The organism is Streptomyces sp. NPDC051218 (genome assembly GCF_044455475.1).
Taxonomy (GTDB): domain Bacteria; phylum Actinomycetota; class Actinomycetes; order Streptomycetales; family Streptomycetaceae; genus Streptomyces.
In genome coordinates, this window is record NZ_JBITEU010000005.1 from 199,735 (window position 1) to 217,902 (window position 18,168).

Genomic DNA, 18,168 nt, shown 5'->3' on the forward strand with positions numbered 1-18,168 from the left:
TTACGCCAACTCACCGTTCCTGGCTACGACATGACCGCCGTGCACCACCATGTCCCGCTGCGGCATGTCCACCAGGACCTGCGGCAGGCACTCCCCGCGCACGAGGATGAAGTCGGCCGGGGCGCCGGGCTTCAGGTCCGCGTGGTCGAGGCCCATCACGTCGGCGCCGCCGTGCGCGCCCACGTTGTAGCAGTCGGCGAGCTCGGCGTCGAGGCGGACGTCGGTGACCCAGCCGAGGATGTGCGCACGGTGCAGCATGTCGGCGTTGCCGAACGGGCTCCACGCGTCACGCACCCCGTCCGAGCCGAGCCCCACCCGCACCCCGTGCTCGCGCAGCTTCGCGATCGGCAGGACCAGCGACTCGTTCGGCGCGACGGTGGTCAGGGAGATGTCCTGCTCGCCCAAGTCGGCCGCCATTCGGCCCAGTTCGGTGTCGGAGAGGTTCGGCAGGCAGAAGACGTGGCTGACCGTGACCTTGCCGCGCAGCGAGAGCGCGCGGGTGCGGTCGATGATGGCCCGCAGCACCTTCGTACCCTTCTCGTCGCGGTCGTGGAGGTGGATGTCCACGCCGACCCCGTGGCGGTCCGCGAGGCCGAAGACCAGGTCGAGCTGTTCGTCCATCGCGTGGTCGAAGCTGATCGGGTCGATGCCGCCGACGAGGTCGATCGCGCCGGAGCGGGCCGCTTCCTCCAGGAGCTCCGCCGTGCCCGGGGTCCGGACCACGCCGTGCTGCGGGAACGCCACGATCTGCACGTCCAGGGCGTCCCGCAGCCGCTCACGGGCCGCGTTCACGCCTTCGACGCCGGCCAGGTCGTAGGCGGGCGCCACGTCCACGTGGGCGCGCATCGCGCGGGTGCCGCGGGTCACGGCGTGCGCCATCAGACCGTAGGCGCGCTCGCCGACCGGCCGTGACTGGCTCTTGAAGATCTCCACGTCCTGGGCGCAGTAGTCGGCGATGCCGCTCGCGGGCTTCCGCGTGACCCAGTCGCCGCCCCACGTCGTCTTGTCCGGGTGGATGTGGGCGTCGACGAGCGAGGGCAGGGCGACCCGGCCACCACCGTCGATCACCTTGGCACCCTTGGGCGCCCGGCCGTCCGTGATCCGGCCGTCGACGACCGTGAGGTCCACGGGCGTCTTCGCGCCGAAGGGGCGGACATCGCGGAACACCACGGCCTTGGGGCGGCGACCGCCGCTGCCGCGGGACGATGCGGTGGCCGGGGAACCGGCCGACACGGCGGCTCCGGTGCCCGCGAACGCGGCGGCGGCGCCGAGTACGCCGCGACGGGAGAGAGGCGTCATGGGGGTCTCCTTCAAGAGGTGTGGTGCGCGGGCAAGAGGTGTGGCGCGCGGGAAATTCGATGTGGCGCGGGGCAGTTCAGAGCGCGAAGCCCGAACGGACCACGCGTACGGGCTTCTTGAGGACCGTCACGTCGGCCAGCGGGTCGCCGTCCACGAGGAGCACGTCACCGGCGAAGCCGCGCGCCAGGCGGCCCGCCGTGCGGTCGAGGCCGAGGAGCTTCGCCGCGCCGGTGGTGGCCGTGCGGATCGCGTCGAGCGCGGAGAGCCCGGCAGCCCGCATGAGCTCCACCTCACGGCCGATGGGCTTGATCTTCCCGCCGGATGAGTCCGTGCCCGCGGCCAGCGGCACACCCAGCTCGTGCGCGGCGAGCACAGCACGCTTCAAGGCCGGCAGGTACTGGCGGCCGCGCTCCGCGAGCACGGGGTCCGGCGAATCGGCGAGCCCGGCGATCGCGGTGAGGGTCGGAGTGAAGTACGTGCCCCTGCGCCGCATCTCGTGCAGCGTGCGCTCGCCGACGAACGCCCCGTGTTCGAGGGAGCGGACGCCCGCCATGACGGCGTCGTGGCAGCCCTTCTCGCTGTAGCTGTGGCAGAGCACGCCCTTGCCGCCGCGCCGGGCGGCCGCGACCACGGCGGACAGCTGCTCGCGGTCGTACACCTGGGCCAGCGGATCCTGCTCCGGCAGCCCGGCGCGCTCGTTGACCCGGGTCTTGATGACGTCGGCGCCCCGGGCGATGTTGACCTCGACGACGCGGCGCAGCGCCTCGGGCGAGCGCACGCCGCCCCGGAGCCTGGCCAGCGGGGTGAGATCCGGGTCGGCGAGGACCGTGTCGCCCAGGTCGGGCGTGACGAAGACACCGGCGGCGCGCAGCCTCGGCGCCTGCTCCGGAGCCTGGCGGGCCAGCTCCCGTACGGCGATGTCCTGGTAGAAGTTGGTCGAGCCGCTGCGCGCGCTGGTCGCCCCGTACTGAACCGCGTCGCGCGCCTCGGCCGCGGTGTTGAGGTGGATGTGCGCCTCGACGAGACCTGGCAGGATCCAGCGTCCGTGTGCGTCGAGCACCTCGGCCCCTTCGGGCACCGCGGCGCTCCCGCGCTCACCCGCCGAGCGCACGACTCCGTCCACGATGACGACCACCGCGTCCTCGGTCACCTCACCGGTCGCGGGGTCGAGGAGGGTGCCGCCCTCGATGACCAGATCGCCGCCGGCCGGCCGCCGCTCCTCGCTCGCTGCCGTGGCGTCCGCCCTGGGCGCGGCGGCGGTCAGCACGGCGGTGGTCCCGGCGAGCGCGGCGGCCCCCGCGAGGACACCGCGCCGGGTGAGCCGGGAGGAGGGCGGAGGGATGGACTCGACGCACATGAGGCTGCTCCAGGACGGGTTACGGAGGGAACGCGTCCGCAGTTTGTATACCAAGCTGGAGTGGCCCGCAAGGAGTGGCGGAGAAATGTGGAGGTATGGGCAAGGTGAGGCCTGTGGGCGTGGGCTGATGTAGAAGCTTGGTATACAGAGTCCTCGCGGATCTCTCCGTCAGGCGTCGCTGTCGCCGCGCTCGCCGCGCTCGCCGTTCTCTTCGAAGAGCGACCGCAGCGCCACCGCCTGGCTGTCCCGCACATGGAGCAGCGTGCTCGCCGCCGCCGTCTCCTCGTCGCCCGACGCGATCTGGCGGTAGATGAGGTCGTGCTGGGCCCGCATGTGGTCCGGCTCGGCGCGCATGCCGAACAGGAGCTGGAGCTGCCAGCTGAGCTGCTCCATCGTGCGGGCCAGGAGGGGATTGCCGGAGAGGGTCACGATGCCCTCGTGGAAGGCCGTGTGCGCCGCGACCTCGCGCGGTCCGTCGTCCACGTCCGACGCCTGCTCGGCCTGGTGGAGTGTGGCCCGCAGCGCGTCGAGACCCGGCGGCTCGTCCGGCGCGCTCCGTGCCACGCGGCGCGCCGCAAGCCGGGACGCCTGGACCGCGAGCGGCTCCCACACCTCGTACAGGTGCCGCACATCGGAACGTTCCAGGCGGCGCACCCGCACCCCGCTGTGCGGCAGGAGTTCGAGCAGGCCCTCCGCGACCAGCGCGCGCATCGCCTCCCGTACGGGGACCCGCGACATCCGCAGCTCCTCGGCGACCTCACGCTCCACGAGCCGGGAGCCCAGCGGGTAGCGGCGGTCCACGATGCGCTGCCGGACGGCCTCGCGGGCCTGGGCGCTCAGCGAAACCCGCTCCGTGCCGCCCGCCGTACTGCCCGCTGTACCGTCCGCCGTACTGCCCGCCACGTGCACCGTCCTCCGTTCGGCCGTCTGCCGTGGAGGATACGGGCAGACCGGTCAGGTCGCGGGGCGCCGGTCCGCGTACTCGAAGACCGTGCCGTCCGGGTGCACCGCGATGAGGTTGCGGCCCACCGGCGTAGGGACGGGGCCCGCGATGACCCGGGCACCCGACGCGTTCAGGACGGAGTACGCCTCGTCGACGTCCGGCACCGCGATCGTCGCCGAGACCTTCCGGAGGATCTCCAGCTCATGCTCGGGCCCGCTCATCAACAGAAAGCAGCCGACCGCCGCGACCGAGACGCCCTCTCGCTCGAAACGCTGCGCGGTGTTGCCCGCGAGGCGTTCGTAGAAGGCGACCGAGGACTCCAGGTCCTCGACGCAGATACGCAGCGTGGCTCCCAGGATCTCCATACGGGCGAGCCTAGTTGGCCCGGCCGCCGCGCGAGATCGTTTCGGGGGACTTCCGGGAGTTCCAGCCCGTGGCGGCCACCACATCGGCCGCGATGTCCTGGACGCGCCGTCCGTCCGTCGCCACCCGGCGGGTGCCGTCGGCCGCGTCCTCCTCCAGGCGTCGGGCCATCAACGCGCTGCGGCGCAGCTGCTGTTCGAGCTCCGAGCCCCGTTCACGCGCCCTCAGCCGCTCCTCGACGGTGGCGTCCGACGCCGTGAGAAGCACACGGATGATGCGCGGGCCGCGCAGGGCACTGGTGAACAGCCACTCCTCACTGGCCAGGACACTCGCCGTGTTCGTGTAGACGAGACGACGGCAGCCGAGGGCCGTGTAGTTCGCCCAGAGAGCCGCGAGATTGCGCTCGGTGATCCCGGAGCGGTGCGGATCGCCTTCCGGCGCCGGATGGACCGCGTCCAGGACATCGCCCTCGATGTACGCGTGCCCCACGTCGGCCGCTCGCAGCAGCGCCGCGACCTCCCAGCCGACCGAGGACTTGCCCGCCCCGGAACGGCCGCCGATGAGCAGGGCCTCGGTCATTCGCTCTCCCATGTGCCGAGCCTGGCAGGGCGGGGCGTACTCACGCGACCCGGTACTCCTCGACCTCCTCCGTGCGCCGCAGTTCCAGGCCGTGGCCGACGCCGCCGTCGGGGCGGACGTGGCCGCCCGTCGGGTCGAGGGCGCCGTCGAAGAACATCGACTCGATCCGCACATGGTCGTGCAGCCACTCGATGTGCCGCAGATTCGGTACGCACGCGGCCACCGCGGCATGCGCGTGCGGGGAGCAGCGGGCCGAGACCTCGATGCCGTGCGCCTGCGCGAGGGCCGCGGCGCGCAGCCATTCGGTCAGACCGCCGCAGCGCGTCGCGTCCAGCTGCAGGCAGTCCACGGAAGGGATCATCCGTGCGAAGTACGCGAGGTCGTAGCCGTACGCGCCGGCCGCCACGTCACAGACCAGCGCGTCCCGCACCAGCGCGAGCCCCCGCAGGTCGTCCGACGGGACCGGCTCCTCGAACCAGCCCACACCGTGCTCGGCGAGCACCCGGCCCACCCGTATCGCCTGCTTGCGGGTGTAGCCGCCGCTCGCGTCGACGTACAACTCGGCCTGCGAGCCGATGACGTCACGCGCGGTGCGCACCCGCAGCACGTCGCGGGCCGCGGCCCGACCCCAGGCCTCGCCGACCTTGATCTTGACGCGGGGGATGCCCTGACCGTGCACCCAGCCGTTCAGCTGCGCCGCCAGATGCGTGTCGTGGTACGTCGTGAAGCCGCCGCTCCCGTAGACGGGGACCTCGTCGCGGGCCGCGCCCAGGAGGCGTACGAGCGGGATCTCCAGGAGGCGCGCCTTCAGGTCCCACAGGGCGATGTCGATCGCCGAGACCGCGCCGGACGCGGCTCCGGGGCGGCCGGTGTTGCGGACCGCCTTCGTCATCGCCGTGTGGGCCGCGGGGATGTCGAGGGCGTCCATGCCGGTGACGACCGGCGCGAGCTGCTCGGCCAGCAGGGCGACGGTGGACGCGGGACCGTAGGTCCAGCCCGTCCCCGTCGCGTCGCCCGCGGTGATCTCGACGATCACGATGGTCGTGCTCTCCCACGCGAAGGTGCCGTCCGCCTCCGGGGCGTCCGCGGGGACCGAGTAGGCGGACAAGGCGGGGCTTTCGATGCGCACTGCGTCCTTCATCGGGACCGTCCTGGATGACGTGCGGGGTGGGGGCGCGGAGCGGGGCGGGGTCGACTCGAAACCCCCCCCACACCTGCGACGGCGCTCGGTGCGGGTATCCAGAAGCCCGCCGGGCAAACCGGGCCGGCGCCGGATCCGGCCCCGCGTCTCCCCGGTGTTGACGGCGGCGTGTGACGGCGGTGTTGGCGGCCGTGTTTGGCGGCGGTTCGCAAGGGCAACCCGAAGGGCCCGCGTGCCAGGGTCGTCGGAAGGCCGGGCGCGCCAGGAACCGACGGCCCGCGCGACCGGCGGACCGCCGGAGCCGAACGCACCAGGACCAAGGAGGGCCCCCATGACCACCAGCGAACTCGCCCCACTCGCCCGGCAGTTGCGGGTCGACTCCGTCCGCGCCGCGGACGCCGCGGGCTCCGGGCACCCCACGTCGTCGATGTCCGCCGCCGACTTGATGGCGGTGCTCCTGGCGCACCATCTGCGCTACGACTTCGACCGCCCCGACCATCCCGGCAACGACCGCTTCATCCTCTCCAAGGGGCACGCCTCGCCCCTCCTGTACGCGGCCTACAAGGCGGCGGGTGTCGTCACCGACAGCGAGCTGCTGACCTTCCGCGAACAGGGCAGCCGCCTCGAAGGGCACCCGACGCCGCGCCGCATCCCGTGGGTCGAGGTGGCCACCGGGTCCCTCGGCCAGGGGCTTCCCATCGGCGTCGGCATGGCCCTTTCGGGCAAGCGGCTCGACCGGATTCCTTACCGGGTCTGGGTGCTGTGCGGCGACAGCGAGCTCGCGGAGGGCTCGGTGTGGGAGGCCGTCGAACACGCGGGATATGAGCAGCTGGACAATCTGACGGCCGTCGTCGACGTCAACCGCCTCGGGCAGCGCGGCCCCACCCGTCACGCCTGGGATCTCGACGCCTACGCACGCCGCTTCGCCGCCTTCGGCTGGCATGTCGTCGAGGTTGACGGCCACGACCTGGAGGACGTCGACCGCGCCTTCCAGGAGGCCCGCTCCACCACACGGCAGCCCACGGTCGTCCTCGCCCGCACCGTCAAGGGCAAGGGCGTCGCCGCCGCTGAGGACCGCGAGGGCCTGCACGGCAAACCGCTGCCGGGCGCGGAAGCGGCGATCGAGGAGCTGGGCGGCGTCCGCGACGTACACGTCGAGGTGCGCAAGCCCGCCGCCGCGCGGGCGCTGCACGCGACGCGCAGCGGCCATCTGGAGCTGCCGCGCCACGAGGTGGGCGAAGCCGTCGCCACCCGCACCGCCTTCGGCCAGGCGCTGACCGCGCTCGGCACCGCACGCGGCGACGTCGTGGCACTCGACGGGGAGGTCGGCGACTCCACGCGCACCGAGTACTTCGCCAAGGAACACCCCGACCGCTATTTCGAGTGCTACATCGCCGAGCAGCAACTCGTCGCCGCAGCCGTGGGGTTGGCGGTGCGCGGCTGGGTGCCGTACGCGTCGACGTTCGCCGCGTTCCTCACCCGGGCCCACGACTTCGTGCGGATGGCGGCGGTCAGCGGCGCCGGCATCAACATCGTCGGATCGCACGCGGGGGTGGCCATCGGCCAGGACGGGCCGTCCCAGATGGGCCTCGAAGACCTGGCGATGTTCCGCGCCGTACACGGTTCGACGGTCCTGTATCCGTGCGACGCCCACCAGACCGGCAAGCTCGTCGCGCGGATGGCGGACCTGGACGGCGTGCGGTACCTGCGTACGTCACGCGGCGACGCGCCGGTCATCTACGGGCCGGGCGAGGAGTTCCCCGTGGGCGGCTCCAAGGTCCTGCGCTCCTCCGACGCCGACCGGCTCACGCTGGTCGCGGCGGGCGTGACCGTGCACGAGGCGCTGACCGCCGCCGAGTTCCTCGACCGCGAGGGCATCCAGGTGCGCGTCATCGACCTGTACTCGGTCAAGCCCGTCGACCGCGCCACCCTGCGCGAGGCCGCGGAACGCACCGGCTGCCTGCTCACCGTCGAGGACCACCGGCCGGAGGGCGGCATCGGGGACGCCGTGGCCGAGGCCTTCGCCGACGGCGGCCCTGTGCCACGCCTGGTGCGGCTCGCGGTGAACACGATGCCGGGCTCGGCGTCCCCCGACGAGCAGCTGCACGACGCCGGCATCGACGCCGAGTCCATCGCTGCGGCCGCACGGCTGCTCGTGGAGCAGGCGGTCGTGCGCTGACCCCGTACCCCCCCCCGAGAGCCGCAGGAAAGGAACCCCACATGACCAGCGCACGAACGCTGCGGGCGGGGCGTCGCACCGTACAACTGCACCGTCCCGACAAGGTCCTCTTCCCGGCCGGCGACGGAACGGGCCTGACGAAAGGCGACCTCGCGGACTACTACCGGGCCGTCGCTCCGTTCATGCTGCCCCACCTGCGCGGTCGCCCCCTGATGCTGGAGCGGCACCCGGACGGCGTCGACGGGCCGCGCTTCCTGCAGAAGGAAACCCCCGACCACTACCCGGAGTGGATCACCCGCGTCGAGGTCGCCAAGGAGGGCGGCACCGTCCACCACACGGTGTGCGACGACACCGCCACGCTCCTCTACCTCGCCGACCAGGCCTGCCTCACGCTGCACCGCTGGACGTCCCGCGCTGTCGGCGCCGGCGGCATCGCCCATCCCGACCGGCTCGTCTTCGACCTCGACCCGGCCAAGGACGACTTCGGCCCCGTCCGCGAGGCGGCGGGCCTCCTGGGCGAACTGCTCGACCACGTCGGCCTGCCGTCCGCCCTGATGACCACGGGCTCGCGCGGACTGCATGTCATCGTGCCCCTCAACGGCCGCCACGACTTCGACGACGTACGCGCCTTCGCCGGGGACGTCGCCGAGACCCTCGCCCAGGCCCATCCCGAGCAGCTCACCACGGCCGCCCGCAAGAAGGACCGAGGCGACCGCCTCTATCTCGACGTGCAGCGCAACGCGTACGCGCAGACCGCCGTCGCCCCGTTCTCGGTCCGCGCCAGACCCGGCGCGCCGGTCGCCGTGCCCGTCGCCTGGGACGACCTCGACGACCCCGCGCTCGGCGCCCGCCGCTGGACCATCGAGAACGCCGTCGAGCAGGCCCGCACCGATCCCTGGGCAGGCCTCCTACGGTCCGGGCGCGCCCTCGGCCCGGCCCGCCGCAAGCTGCGCGCCCTGAGCGGCTGAGGTACAGCTTCGTCGGCCCGGGCACGGCCGAGCCCGCGGGCTGGGGGCCCGCGGGCTCATGGACTTCCGGGTTCCGAGTGCGGCTACCACCGTGGGGCGGCTACCACCGGTACCAGCGGGACCTCGTCCCACTGGCCGTCGTGCTGCGCATCAGGAACCCGACCAGCCAGATGACGAGCACGGCGATGGCGATCCACCAGAGGATCTTCACGGCGAACCCCGCGCCGAAGAGGAGCAGGGCCAGCAGAAGGACCAGCAGAATAGGAACCATAGTGTCTTACCTCCTGCTGCTCCGTGTATCCCCAAAGGGTCGCTCTACGCGGCCAATCGCAAACCTGTGTCAGTTCATTCGGGGCGGAAGATCTCGTCACTCGCGGCGGAGGATCTCGTCACGTGCGGCAGAGGATCTCGCCGTGCAGCACGGTGAACCAGCCGTCGTCACGCGAGCCCCACTCCCGCCACGCGTCGGCGATCGTCCGCAGCTCCCCGGCGTCGGCGTGCCCGCCCCGCACGGCTCGTTCCGCGTAGGCGGAGGCGACCGTGCGGTCCGCCCAGAGCCCGCTCCACCAGGCGCGCTCATCGGGTGAGCTGTAGCACCAGGTGCCCGCGCTCGCGGTGACGTCGCTGAACCCGGCTTCCAGGGCCCAGGACTTGAGGCGGCGACCCGCGTCCGGCTCACCGCCGTTGGCGCGGGCCACCCGCAGATACAGCTCCAGCCAGTCGTCCATGGCGGGGGAGTTCGGGTACCAGGTCATCGCCGAGTAGTCCGCGTCGCGGGCTGCGACGATGCCGCCCGGTGCGCAGACGCGCCGCATCTCGCTCAGGGCGCGCACCGGGTCGCCGACGTGCTGGAGCACCTGGTGCGCGTGCACGACGCAGAAGGAGTCGTCGGGGTAGTCCAGGGCGTGCACGTCCGCGACGGCGAACTCCACGTTCTCCAGGCCGCGTTCGGCCGCCGTCGTCCGGGCCCGGTCCAGGATGCCGGGCGCGTGGTCGACCCCCGTGACGTGGCCATCGGGGACGAGTTCGGCCAGGTCGGCGGTGATGGTGCCGGGGCCGCAGCCGATGTCCAGGATCCGCATGTGCGGCTGCACCGCGTCGAGGAGGTAGGCGGCGGAGTTGGCGGCGGTCCGCCAGGTGTGGGAGCGCAGGACGGACTCGTGGTGTCCGTGCGTGTAGACGGCGGTCTCCTCCGGCATGACGGGAACTCCTTCGCGTTCGCTGCCGCTCGCTGCGGTGGATCGAACGCTACGCCGCCATGTCGAATAATGAGACCCGCGTATCAGTATGTGGGCGGGTGCTCATCCCGCGGAATGGGAGTGGCTCGTATACGTCGGCACCTCGGGCAGGGATCCGAAACGTATTTGCGGCGAGCGGCGCCCGCCACGGAGAATCCCCCGCATGGGACATCTGGAAGCCGCGCACATCGAGTACTACCTGCCGGACGGCCGAGCCCTGCTCGGCGATGTCTCCTTCCGTGTCGGTGAGGGCGCCATCGTCGCCCTCGTCGGGGCGAACGGCGCGGGCAAGACCACCCTGCTCCGCCTGATCTCGGGCGAGATCCAGCCCCACGGCGGCACGGTCACCGTCAGCGGCGGCCTCGGTGTCATGCCGCAGTTCGTCGGCTCCGTACGCGACGAGACGACCGTGCGCGACCTGCTCGTCTCCGTCTCGAACGCCCGCATCCGCGAGACCGCCAAGGCCGTGGACGTCGCCGAGCACCTGATCATGACGGTCGACGACGAGGCCGCCCAGCTCCAGTACGCCCAGGCGCTCTCCGACTGGGCCGAGGCGCACGGCTACGAGGCCGAGACCCTCTGGGACATGTGCACCATGGCCGCGCTCGGCATCCCGTACGACAAGGCGCAGTTCCGCGAGGTCCGCACCCTCTCGGGCGGTGAGCAGAAGCGCCTCGTGCTCGAGGCCCTGCTGCGCGGCGGCGACGAGGTGCTGCTCCTGGACGAGCCGGACAACTACCTCGACGTGCCCGGAAAGCGCTGGCTGGAGGAGCGGCTCAAGGAGACGCGCAAGACCGTCCTGTTCGTGTCGCACGACCGCGAGCTCCTCGCCCGCGCCGCCGAGAAGATCGTCAGCGTCGAGCCGGGCCCCGCGGGCGCCGACGCCTGGGTGCACGGCGGCGGCTTCGCCACCTTCCACGAGGCGCGGCGCGAGCGGTTCGCGCGCTTCGAGGAGCTGCGCAGGCGCTGGGACGAGAAGCACGCCCAGCTGAAGAAGCTGGTGCTCAGCCTGCGCCAGGCCGCCTCCATCAGCCACGAGCTGGCCTCGCGGTACGCCGCCGCGCAGACCCGCCTTCGCAAGTTCGAGGAGGCGGGGCCGCCGCCCGAGCCGCCCCGCGAGCAGGACATCACCATGCGGCTCCAGGGCGGGCGGACCGGCATCCGGGCCATCACCTGCAAGAACCTCGAACTGACCGGCCTGATGAAACCCTTCGACCTGGAGGTCTTCTACGGCGAGCGGGTCGCCGTCCTCGGCTCGAACGGCTCGGGCAAGTCGCACTTCCTGCGCCTCCTCGCCGGCGGCGACGTCACGCACACCGGCGACTGGAAGCTCGGCGCGCGCGTCGTGGCGGGCCACTTCGCGCAGACCCACGCCCACCCGGAGCTCTTCGGCCGCACGCTCCTGGACATCCTGTGGCGCGAGCACGCCCAGGCCAAGGGCCCCGCGATGTCGCGCCTGCGCCGGTACGAGCTCACCGGCCAGGCCGAGCAGCGCTTCGAGCGGCTCTCCGGCGGTCAGCAGGCGCGCTTCCAGATTCTGCTCCTCGAGCTGGAGGGCTCCACCGCCCTGCTGCTCGACGAGCCCACCGACAACCTCGACCTGGAGTCGGCCGAGGCGCTCCAGGAAGGCCTTGAGGCATACGAGGGTACGGTGCTCGCCGTGACGCACGACCGCTGGTTCGCCCGCTCCTTCGACCGCTATCTGGTCTTCGGCAGCGACGGACTCGTGCGCGAGACGCCCGAGCCGGTGTGGGACGAGCGGCGCGTGGAGCGGAAGCGGTAGCGCCTCCCGGCTCCAGGAGGACAATGGCGGGTATGGCAGACACGACTGGCACAGCCGGACCGTCCGACCTGAACGACCAGGAGCTCCTCGCCCGGCACGCCGCAGCCCTCGACCTGTTCGGCGACCGGGTGCACGCGATCGGGGCCGACCAGTGGGACGCGCCGACGCCGTGCACCGACTGGTCCGTGCGCGACCTCGTCGGCCACCTGACCACCGAGCAGCTCTGGGTGCCCTCGCTCGTCCGCGACGGTGCCACCATCGACTCCGTCGGTGACGCCTTCGACGGCGACGTGCTCGGCCCCGACCCCGTCGCCTCCTGGGACACGGCAGCCGCCGCCGCCCGTGAGGCGTTCGGCGAGCCGGGCGCCATCTACCGCACGGTGCATCTCTCCTTCGGTGACACCGCGGCCGACTTCTACTGCGGGCAGATGATCACCGACCTCGTCGTGCACGCCTGGGACCTGTCCCGGGCGATCGGCGCCGACGAAGAACTTCCGGAAGACCTCGTCGCCTTCTCCCTGCACGAAACGAAGCCGTACGCTGCTGACCTGGCGAAGAGCGGGCTCTTCGCACCCGCGGTGGAACCGCCGCAGGACGCCGACACACAGACGGAGTTGCTGAGTCTGCTGGGGCGCGAGGTGTAGCCGCGGGGGAGCGTCGGTGAGGTCGGGGGAGCGGGTGAGTCACGCGTGAGCGCCGAGGCGCCGAGGACGTCCTTCAGGACCGCGGACGTGGACGAGGCACGGCAGATGATCGGTGCCACGTTCTACAGCAACTTCATGGACGTCATCGAGGGGCCGCGCGCCTTCCGCGCCGAGTTCGACATCGGGCAGCTCGGTGCGCTCACCCTCGGCGAGCTCAGCTGCGGCGCCGATGTGCGGATGCGGCTCGGCGAACTGGGCGCGTACCACGTGAACATACTGCTCGGCGGACACATGCGCTTCCGGCAGGGCGGCGCCGCCGGGACCGTCGCGACGGCGGAGCGGGCCGGGGTCTTCCAGCCCGTCGGTGACACGGTGGTGGAGCGGTGGACCGGCGACTGCCGGGTCCTCGCCGTGAAGATGGACCGTGAGGCCCTCGACCGGCGGCTGGAACAGCTCATCGGCAGGCCCGTCCGCGTCCCGCTGACGCTCGCCCCCGCACTCGACACCACCCGTGGCCCCGGCCGCAGTTGGGCCCGGCTCGTCGCCACGGTCATCGAGGATCTGCGTACAGGGTCCGGCACAACCCCGCGGGGCCAGGCGTCGATGTACACGTCACCTCTGATCGTCGCGCCCCTCCAGGAGGCGATACTGAGCGGGCTGCTGCTCGCCGCGGAGCACCCCTACCGAGCCGAACTCGGCGCTCCGGCGCAGAGGTTGCGCCCGGCTCCCGTGAAGCGCGCGATGGACGCCGTCCAGGAGCGCCCCGAGCACCCGTTCACGACAACCGTCCTCGCCGCCGAGGCGCGGGTAGGGGTGCGCTGGCTCCAGGAGGCCTTCCGCCGCTACGTGGGCATGTCGCCCATGGCATACGTACGGGACGTGCGACTGACCCGCGTACGCGAAGAATTGCGCTCCGCGGAGCCCAGCACACTCAGCGTCAGCGAGGTGGCACACCGATGGGGCTTCGGCCACTTGGGCAGATTCGCCGAACAGTACCGGGATCGCTTCGGCGAGCTGCCTTCGCAGACGCTGCGGGGGTGAGGTGGCAGGGGGCGGGATTACTGATGCTGCCTCTCGGGTTTCTGGTGCCAGGCGTCATACCCAGGTCTGACGCCGGAATCCAGGCCCTGGTCCGATGCCTCGGGTGGTTCCTGCGAGGCAGGGTCGGGGAATGACCCTTCAGCCGCGGACCACCGCCCCTGACTCCTCGCCTGTAGCCGCCGCGTCGTCGGCCCTGACGGCCGTGCCCGCCCCGCCTTCTGCCTCCGGAGGACTCGGCCGCATCCTGCCGGTAGAGCGTATGGAGGCGTTTCCGGGGCGTTGGGTGGGTGGCGTCGCCATGGTCCTGGGCCCGGTGCTGATGCTGGCCGGGGCTCTGCTGCGCGTCCGCTTCGACTTCTTCTTTCCCGCTCAACTCGCCGCGTACGAGCGGCATCCCGGGCGGATGGCCACTTCGTACGCCCTCTTCGCCACGGGCAATCTGCTGCTCTGGCCCGCCGTGGCCCTGCTGGCCGCCCGGATCGGCATCCGTAGCCCTGGCTGGGGGTTGTGGGGCGGGGTGCTGGCCATGTCAGGGTTGCTCGCCCGGACCTTTCACGCCGGGGTGGACCATATGGCTTTCCGGCTGGCCGAGGCCGAGGGCGCCGCTGCCGCGACCCGGGCCGTCTCCGAGACGTACGGGGTCTTCCAGATCTTCTCCGCGCTGAACCTCGCCATCCTGGCCGGCTGGCTCGTGCTCGCCCTCGGCGCCTGGCGCACCCGGGTACTCGGCCCGGTACGTGCGCTCGCCCTCGCGCTGACGGCCGGACTGCCGCTCGGTGTCCTGAAGGGCACCACGCCGCTGTCGCTCGTGGCCCTTGCGGGGCTGACCGCCGCCCTGTTGCCGCTGGGTATCGGCCTGCTTCGCCAGGACCCGCGGCCCCGCCGGACCGCGGTGCTGCGCTGGGTGCCGCTAACGCTGGGGACGCTCGCGCTGATGGTGCTGCTGGGACAGGCGGGCTGAGTGGACCGGGCCCGATACGGTCGTGCCATGCGTCACACTGTCGGCCGACATCTCTACGCCATCGACTTGGCGACGGCCCTCGCCCTGACCCTGGTCTACGTCGGTTTCTCAGGCATGACCGCATCCGACGGACAGCCGGTCTACAGCGGTCCGGCCTGGCTCGCATGGCTGATCGGCGTGGCCGTCGGCCTGCCTGTCGCGTTCCGCCGCAGGTGGCCGCTGCCCGTACTGGGTGTCGTGCTCGCGGCTGTCACCGCCGCCTCGGTCCTCGACCTGACCCGGGAGCCGTACGCCGCGGTGGGCCTGGCCGCCTACCTGGTGGGCCTGGCCGAGCCCGTCCGCCGCTCGGTCACGGCGCTCGCTGTCGCGCTGCCGGTGGCCGCCGGCGGGGTGTACCTGGGCGAGGCGGTCATCACCCCGGCCGGTGGCCGGCAGGACGCGCTGGGCGTGGCCGCCCTTGCCCTGCTGGTGATCGGGGGCTCGTGGACGGCGGGCTTCGTCATCCGAGCCCGCCGGGCCGAGACGCGGCGGGAGGAGCGGCGGCGCGACGAGCGCGTACGCGACCAGGAGCGCCTGCACATGGCCCGGGATCTGCACGACATCGTGTCGCACAACCTCAGCCTGATCGCCGTTCGGGCGGGCGTTGCCGCCCACGTCGCCCAGGACGATCCGCAGGAGGCCCGGAACGCGCTCAGGGCCATAGAGGAGACCAGCAGGACCGCGCTTGCCGAGATGCGCCGAACTCTCGGCGTCCTGCGCACGGAAGGTGCCCCTCTGAGCCCGGCGCCGGACCTCAGCGGCCTCGGCCGGCTGGCAGAAGAAGCGCGGCGGGCCGGCGTTGACGTGGAACTGACGGTCCGCGGCGCGGAGTTCCTCGCGGAGGGATTGCAGCTGACGGTGTACCGGATCGTGCAGGAAGGTCTCACCAATACGGTCAGACACGCCGCCCCGACGCACTGTCGGATCAGGGTCACGGCGGACGGCGAGGCAGTCCGCGTCCACATGACCGACGACGGCCCGAAGGGCGGCCCCCGCCCGTCGCCCGGTGATCTGCCGGGCGGGCACGGCCTGTTGGGCATACGGGAGCGGGTGCTCGCGTACGGCGGGAGCGTCGAGGCCGGCCCCCGGCCGGAGGGCGGCTTCGCGGTGTCCGTACACCTGCCAGTCGAACGGAAGAGAGCGGCATGACCGCGCAGCCAGGGTCGGCCGGCCCGCCTCGTACGCCCGCAGGCCAAGGCCCCACCCGCGTCCTCGTCGCCGACGACCAGGCCATGGTCCGCGGCAGCTTTCGCATGCTCGTCGACCACACCCCCGGAATGACCGCCGTCGGCGAAGCCGCGGACGGTTCCGAAGCGGTCGAACTCGCCCGCCACGAACAGCCGGACGTCGTCCTCATGGACATCCGCATGCCCGGCCTCGACGGCATCGAGGCCACCCGCCGCATCTGCGCCGAACCCGCCACCAGCGGCGTCCACGTCCTCATCCTCACCACGTTCGACCTGGACGAGTACGTCTACGCCGCGCTCCGCGCGGGCGCGGCAGGGTTCCTCCTGAAAGACACCCCGCCGTCGGAGGTTCTGAAAGCCATCACCGTCATAGCCGCGGGCGACTCCCTGCTGGCCCCCTCGGTCACCCGCCGCCTGATCGCCGAGTTCACCCGCCGGCCGGAGCCGGGCCGTCCGCCGGCACGAACCCTGGACGGCGTCACCGACCGCGAGCTGGAGGTCCTCTCCCTCATCGCCCGCGGCCTCTCCAACACAGAACTGGCGGAGCACCTGCACCTGAGCCTCGCCACGGTCAAGACGCACATCGGGCGGCTGCTGGCCAAACTCCGGGCGCGCGATCGCGCGCAACTGGTGATCGTGGCCTACGAGACGGGCTTGGCGGGCGTGGACAGGCCAGGCCCGTGACAGCGCCCCCCTGCGGACCGTGCGTTATCCGGACAGTGGCCGCGCTCAGCGGATCGTGGGTGACGGGCGCCTGATTTACCGTTTCACCTGTCACCGGCTGGGCCGGTCGCTGCCCACGGGTCCATAACCCGCCCCAGGGGCGCGGCCGTGACGGACCACCGGGGACGTTCCGGCCCGGCCTCAGGCCGGGCCGGGCCCGCGCCGCGGGTCCGGTCGCTCCCCCTGCACCACCCGTGCAACCGGGCCCGCACCCTTCGACGCGTGCGCTCAGGCCGACGCCGCGAGATCCGTGAGGGTCACCATCCCGACCGGCTGTCCGTCCTCGACGACGGGCAGCCTGCGTACGGCGTTCTCCAGCATCAGACTGACCGCGGACGACACCGCGTCGTCCGGGGCGACCATCACGGGATTCGGCGTGCAGATGGCCTGCGCGCTGACGGTGAGGGGATCGGCGCCGTCGGCGACGGCCCGCAGCGTGATGTCCCGGTCCGTGAGCACGCCGACCAGCCGGTCGGACGTGGCCACCAGGACATGCCCGATGTCCTGCGCGCGCATCAGCTGTGCGGCTTCCACCAGCGAGGCATCGGGACCTACCGCCACGACGCCCGGAGTCATGACGTCCCTTACGACGACAGCCATGGTGGGGCCCTTCCTGTGGGGGGTGAGTCGCTGTGCCGCAGTACCCCTGCCGAGACGGTCCATGCGGGTTTGCCCGGAAGAAGTGGGGAGACCCGGCCCCTGTACCCCCACGGGCTGCGGGTGCCGCCCCTCGTCACGCACAGGTGTTTGCCTCGCGGGCCTCGGGGCAGGCGGAGTTGAACAGTGCTTCGGACCGGAGGCACGTCCGTGGGAGCAGTTCGCGCTCGCCCGGGTGTGCCCTTCGCGATGCCGCGCGCACCCCACGGTGACTCTTCAACCCAAGGCACCGACAAGGGAGTTGCGACGCATCATGCGATCCGACGCGCGCCAGACGAAGCGCCATCCGCACGACGACGCCCCCGACACCGCAGCCGCTTTCCGCAGGCTCACCGAGATGCCGCACGGTCCGGAACGAGACGCACTGCGCCAGGAGTTGGTCAAGGCCTGGCTGCCCATGGCCGAACGGCTCGCGGGCCGGTTCCGCAACCGCGGTGAGGCACTCGACGACTTGCGCCAGGTGGCGGCCCTCGGCCTGGTCAAGGCCGTCGACCGTTACGACCCCGAGCGGGGCAGTGCCTTCGAGAGCTACGCGGTGCCGACGGTCACCGGCGAGATCAAGCGTCACTTCCGCGACCACATGTGGACCCTCCATGTGCCGCGCCGGGTGCAGGACTTGCGCAACCGGGTGCGGTTCGCCCGCCAGGAACTGACCCAGACCGTTCCCGGGCGTGCGCCGACCCTCGTCGAGATCGCCGAGAAGGCGCAGCTTTCGGTGGAGGACGCGGCGGCCGGTCTCGAGGCGCTCGACAGCTTCACCGCCCTCTCCCTGGACGCCGAACTGCCGGGCAGCGAGGACGGTTACGCGCTGCGTGACGCCATCGGTTCGCCCGACCCCGCGCTCGACGTCGTCGTCGACCGCGAGGCCGTGAAGCCCCGCATCGCCGCGCTGCCCGAGCGGGAACGCGACATCCTCTACATGCGCTTCTTCGGCGACATGACGCAGAGCCGCATCGCCGAGCAGCTGGGCATCTCCCAGATGCATGTCTCGCGTCTGATCAGCCGCTGCTGTGACCGCCTGCGCGAGGAGGTCATGCAGGACGCGGCCTAGGCCGGCCCGCGCGTA

The 18,168-nt window shown here is 72.1% G+C and carries 18 protein-coding genes; 9 read left to right on the forward strand and 9 right to left on the reverse strand.

What is annotated here, in order from left to right; translation table 11 throughout:
• From ACIBCK_RS17245 to ACIBCK_RS17270, 6 genes are all read right to left on the reverse strand, one after another.
• On the reverse strand, nucleotides 1-1,299 hold the full coding sequence (locus tag ACIBCK_RS17245) for an amidohydrolase family protein (protein WP_399391002.1): 1,299 nt from the start codon (nucleotides 1,297-1,299) through the stop codon (nucleotides 1-3).
• Between the two features lie 76 nt (nucleotides 1,300-1,375).
• Nucleotides 1,376-2,656 carry an amidohydrolase family protein gene (locus ACIBCK_RS17250; RefSeq protein ID WP_399391004.1) on the reverse strand — a complete coding sequence of 427 codons (1,281 nt, stop codon included), beginning with the start codon at nucleotides 2,654-2,656 and terminating at the stop codon, nucleotides 1,376-1,378.
• A 168-nt stretch (nucleotides 2,657-2,824) separates the two neighbouring features.
• Complete coding sequence (locus ACIBCK_RS17255; protein ID WP_399391006.1) at nucleotides 2,825-3,559, reverse strand: GntR family transcriptional regulator; 735 nt, start codon at nucleotides 3,557-3,559, stop codon at nucleotides 2,825-2,827.
• Between the two features lie 51 nt (nucleotides 3,560-3,610).
• The gene (locus tag ACIBCK_RS17260; RefSeq protein WP_399391007.1) at nucleotides 3,611-3,964 is read right to left on the reverse strand and encodes a VOC family protein; all 354 of its coding nucleotides are present in this window, start codon (nucleotides 3,962-3,964) and stop codon (nucleotides 3,611-3,613) included.
• Between the two features lie 10 nt (nucleotides 3,965-3,974).
• Nucleotides 3,975-4,553, reverse strand: a complete 579-nt coding sequence (locus ACIBCK_RS17265; RefSeq protein ID WP_399391009.1) for a hypothetical protein — start codon at nucleotides 4,551-4,553, stop codon at nucleotides 3,975-3,977.
• A gap of 28 nt (nucleotides 4,554-4,581) precedes the next feature.
• The gene (locus ACIBCK_RS17270; RefSeq protein WP_399391011.1) at nucleotides 4,582-5,682 is read right to left on the reverse strand and encodes an enolase C-terminal domain-like protein; all 1,101 of its coding nucleotides are present in this window, start codon (nucleotides 5,680-5,682) and stop codon (nucleotides 4,582-4,584) included.
• Between the two features lie 331 nt (nucleotides 5,683-6,013).
• On the opposite strand from ACIBCK_RS17270, the gene ACIBCK_RS17275 reads away from it, so the two are divergent.
• Together ACIBCK_RS17275 and ligD are read left to right on the forward strand one after the other, a co-directional pair.
• Nucleotides 6,014-7,861 (forward strand): transketolase, encoded by a 1,848-nt coding sequence (locus tag ACIBCK_RS17275; protein ID WP_399391013.1) that lies wholly within the window; start codon nucleotides 6,014-6,016, stop codon nucleotides 7,859-7,861.
• A 41-nt stretch (nucleotides 7,862-7,902) separates the two neighbouring features.
• On the forward strand, nucleotides 7,903-8,829 hold the full coding sequence (gene ligD / locus ACIBCK_RS17280) for a non-homologous end-joining DNA ligase (RefSeq protein ID WP_399391015.1): 927 nt from the start codon (nucleotides 7,903-7,905) through the stop codon (nucleotides 8,827-8,829).
• 100 nt (nucleotides 8,830-8,929) lie between these two features.
• Here ligD and ACIBCK_RS17285 read toward each other — a convergent pair whose 3' ends face one another.
• Together ACIBCK_RS17285 and ACIBCK_RS17290 are read right to left on the reverse strand one after the other, a co-directional pair.
• Nucleotides 8,930-9,100: a hydrophobic protein gene (locus tag ACIBCK_RS17285; protein ID WP_190080846.1), complete on the reverse strand. Its 171-nt coding sequence runs from the start codon at nucleotides 9,098-9,100 to the stop codon at nucleotides 8,930-8,932.
• A gap of 118 nt (nucleotides 9,101-9,218) precedes the next feature.
• Complete coding sequence (locus ACIBCK_RS17290; protein ID WP_399391017.1) at nucleotides 9,219-10,028, reverse strand: class I SAM-dependent methyltransferase; 810 nt, start codon at nucleotides 10,026-10,028, stop codon at nucleotides 9,219-9,221.
• A gap of 202 nt (nucleotides 10,029-10,230) precedes the next feature.
• Here ACIBCK_RS17290 and ACIBCK_RS17295 point away from each other — a divergent pair, with 202 nt between their 5' ends.
• The 6 genes from ACIBCK_RS17295 to ACIBCK_RS17320 all read left to right on the forward strand — a co-directional run bounded on the left by ACIBCK_RS17295 (nucleotide 10,231) and on the right by ACIBCK_RS17320 (nucleotide 16,406).
• Entirely contained in the window at nucleotides 10,231-11,850 is a 1,620-nt protein-coding gene (locus ACIBCK_RS17295) for an ABC-F family ATP-binding cassette domain-containing protein (RefSeq protein WP_399391019.1), read from the forward strand.
• Nucleotides 11,851-11,882: 32 nt separating this feature from the next.
• Entirely contained in the window at nucleotides 11,883-12,494 is a 612-nt protein-coding gene (locus ACIBCK_RS17300) for a TIGR03086 family metal-binding protein (protein WP_399391021.1), read from the forward strand.
• 45 nt (nucleotides 12,495-12,539) lie between these two features.
• Nucleotides 12,540-13,535: an AraC family transcriptional regulator gene (locus ACIBCK_RS17305; RefSeq protein WP_399391023.1), complete on the forward strand. Its 996-nt coding sequence runs from the start codon at nucleotides 12,540-12,542 to the stop codon at nucleotides 13,533-13,535.
• A 130-nt stretch (nucleotides 13,536-13,665) separates the two neighbouring features.
• Nucleotides 13,666-14,496 (forward strand): hypothetical protein, encoded by an 831-nt coding sequence (locus ACIBCK_RS17310; RefSeq protein ID WP_399391025.1) that lies wholly within the window; start codon nucleotides 13,666-13,668, stop codon nucleotides 14,494-14,496.
• 27 nt (nucleotides 14,497-14,523) lie between these two features.
• Complete coding sequence (locus ACIBCK_RS17315; RefSeq protein WP_399391026.1) at nucleotides 14,524-15,684, forward strand: sensor histidine kinase; 1,161 nt, start codon at nucleotides 14,524-14,526, stop codon at nucleotides 15,682-15,684.
• Nucleotides 15,681-16,406 carry a response regulator gene (locus ACIBCK_RS17320; protein ID WP_399391028.1) on the forward strand — a complete coding sequence of 242 codons (726 nt, stop codon included), beginning with the start codon at nucleotides 15,681-15,683 and terminating at the stop codon, nucleotides 16,404-16,406. Before ACIBCK_RS17315 ends, ACIBCK_RS17320 begins: the two co-directional genes overlap by 4 nt.
• Before the next feature lie 267 nt (nucleotides 16,407-16,673).
• Here the strand turns inward: ACIBCK_RS17320 and ACIBCK_RS17325 are convergent, their stop codons facing one another.
• On the reverse strand, nucleotides 16,674-17,045 hold the full coding sequence (locus ACIBCK_RS17325) for a CBS domain-containing protein (protein WP_399391029.1): 372 nt from the start codon (nucleotides 17,043-17,045) through the stop codon (nucleotides 16,674-16,676).
• A 310-nt stretch (nucleotides 17,046-17,355) separates the two neighbouring features.
• Here ACIBCK_RS17325 and ACIBCK_RS17330 point away from each other — a divergent pair, with 310 nt between their 5' ends.
• Nucleotides 17,356-18,153: an RNA polymerase sigma factor SigF gene (locus ACIBCK_RS17330; RefSeq protein WP_399391032.1), complete on the forward strand. Its 798-nt coding sequence runs from the start codon at nucleotides 17,356-17,358 to the stop codon at nucleotides 18,151-18,153.
• Nucleotides 18,154-18,168: the final 15 nt, after the last annotated feature.

Excerpts from the sequence above, each read along its gene's own strand:
- ACIBCK_RS17245 (WP_399391002.1), bottom strand. The coding sequence starts at position 1,299 with ATGACGCCTCTCTCCCGTCGCGGCGTACTCGGCGCCGCCGCCGCGTTC.
- ACIBCK_RS17250 (WP_399391004.1), bottom strand. The coding sequence starts at position 2,656 with ATGTGCGTCGAGTCCATCCCTCCGCCCTCCTCCCGGCTCACCCGGCGC.
- ACIBCK_RS17260 (WP_399391007.1), bottom strand. The coding sequence starts at position 3,964 with ATGGAGATCCTGGGAGCCACGCTGCGTATCTGCGTCGAGGACCTGGAG.
- ACIBCK_RS17265 (WP_399391009.1), bottom strand. The coding sequence starts at position 4,553 with ATGGGAGAGCGAATGACCGAGGCCCTGCTCATCGGCGGCCGTTCCGGG.
- ACIBCK_RS17270 (WP_399391011.1), bottom strand. The coding sequence starts at position 5,682 with ATGAAGGACGCAGTGCGCATCGAAAGCCCCGCCTTGTCCGCCTACTCG.
- ACIBCK_RS17275 (WP_399391013.1), top strand. The coding sequence starts at position 6,014 with ATGACCACCAGCGAACTCGCCCCACTCGCCCGGCAGTTGCGGGTCGAC.
- ligD (WP_399391015.1), top strand. The coding sequence starts at position 7,903 with ATGACCAGCGCACGAACGCTGCGGGCGGGGCGTCGCACCGTACAACTG.
- ACIBCK_RS17285 (WP_190080846.1), bottom strand. The coding sequence starts at position 9,100 with ATGGTTCCTATTCTGCTGGTCCTTCTGCTGGCCCTGCTCCTCTTCGGC.
- ACIBCK_RS17290 (WP_399391017.1), bottom strand. The coding sequence starts at position 10,028 with ATGCCGGAGGAGACCGCCGTCTACACGCACGGACACCACGAGTCCGTC.
- ACIBCK_RS17295 (WP_399391019.1), top strand. The coding sequence starts at position 10,231 with ATGGGACATCTGGAAGCCGCGCACATCGAGTACTACCTGCCGGACGGC.
- ACIBCK_RS17300 (WP_399391021.1), top strand. The coding sequence starts at position 11,883 with ATGGCAGACACGACTGGCACAGCCGGACCGTCCGACCTGAACGACCAG.
- ACIBCK_RS17310 (WP_399391025.1), top strand. The coding sequence starts at position 13,666 with ATGACCCTTCAGCCGCGGACCACCGCCCCTGACTCCTCGCCTGTAGCC.
- ACIBCK_RS17315 (WP_399391026.1), top strand. The coding sequence starts at position 14,524 with ATGCGTCACACTGTCGGCCGACATCTCTACGCCATCGACTTGGCGACG.
- ACIBCK_RS17320 (WP_399391028.1), top strand. The coding sequence starts at position 15,681 with ATGACCGCGCAGCCAGGGTCGGCCGGCCCGCCTCGTACGCCCGCAGGC.
- ACIBCK_RS17325 (WP_399391029.1), bottom strand. The coding sequence starts at position 17,045 with ATGGCTGTCGTCGTAAGGGACGTCATGACTCCGGGCGTCGTGGCGGTA.
- ACIBCK_RS17330 (WP_399391032.1), top strand. The coding sequence starts at position 17,356 with ATGCGATCCGACGCGCGCCAGACGAAGCGCCATCCGCACGACGACGCC.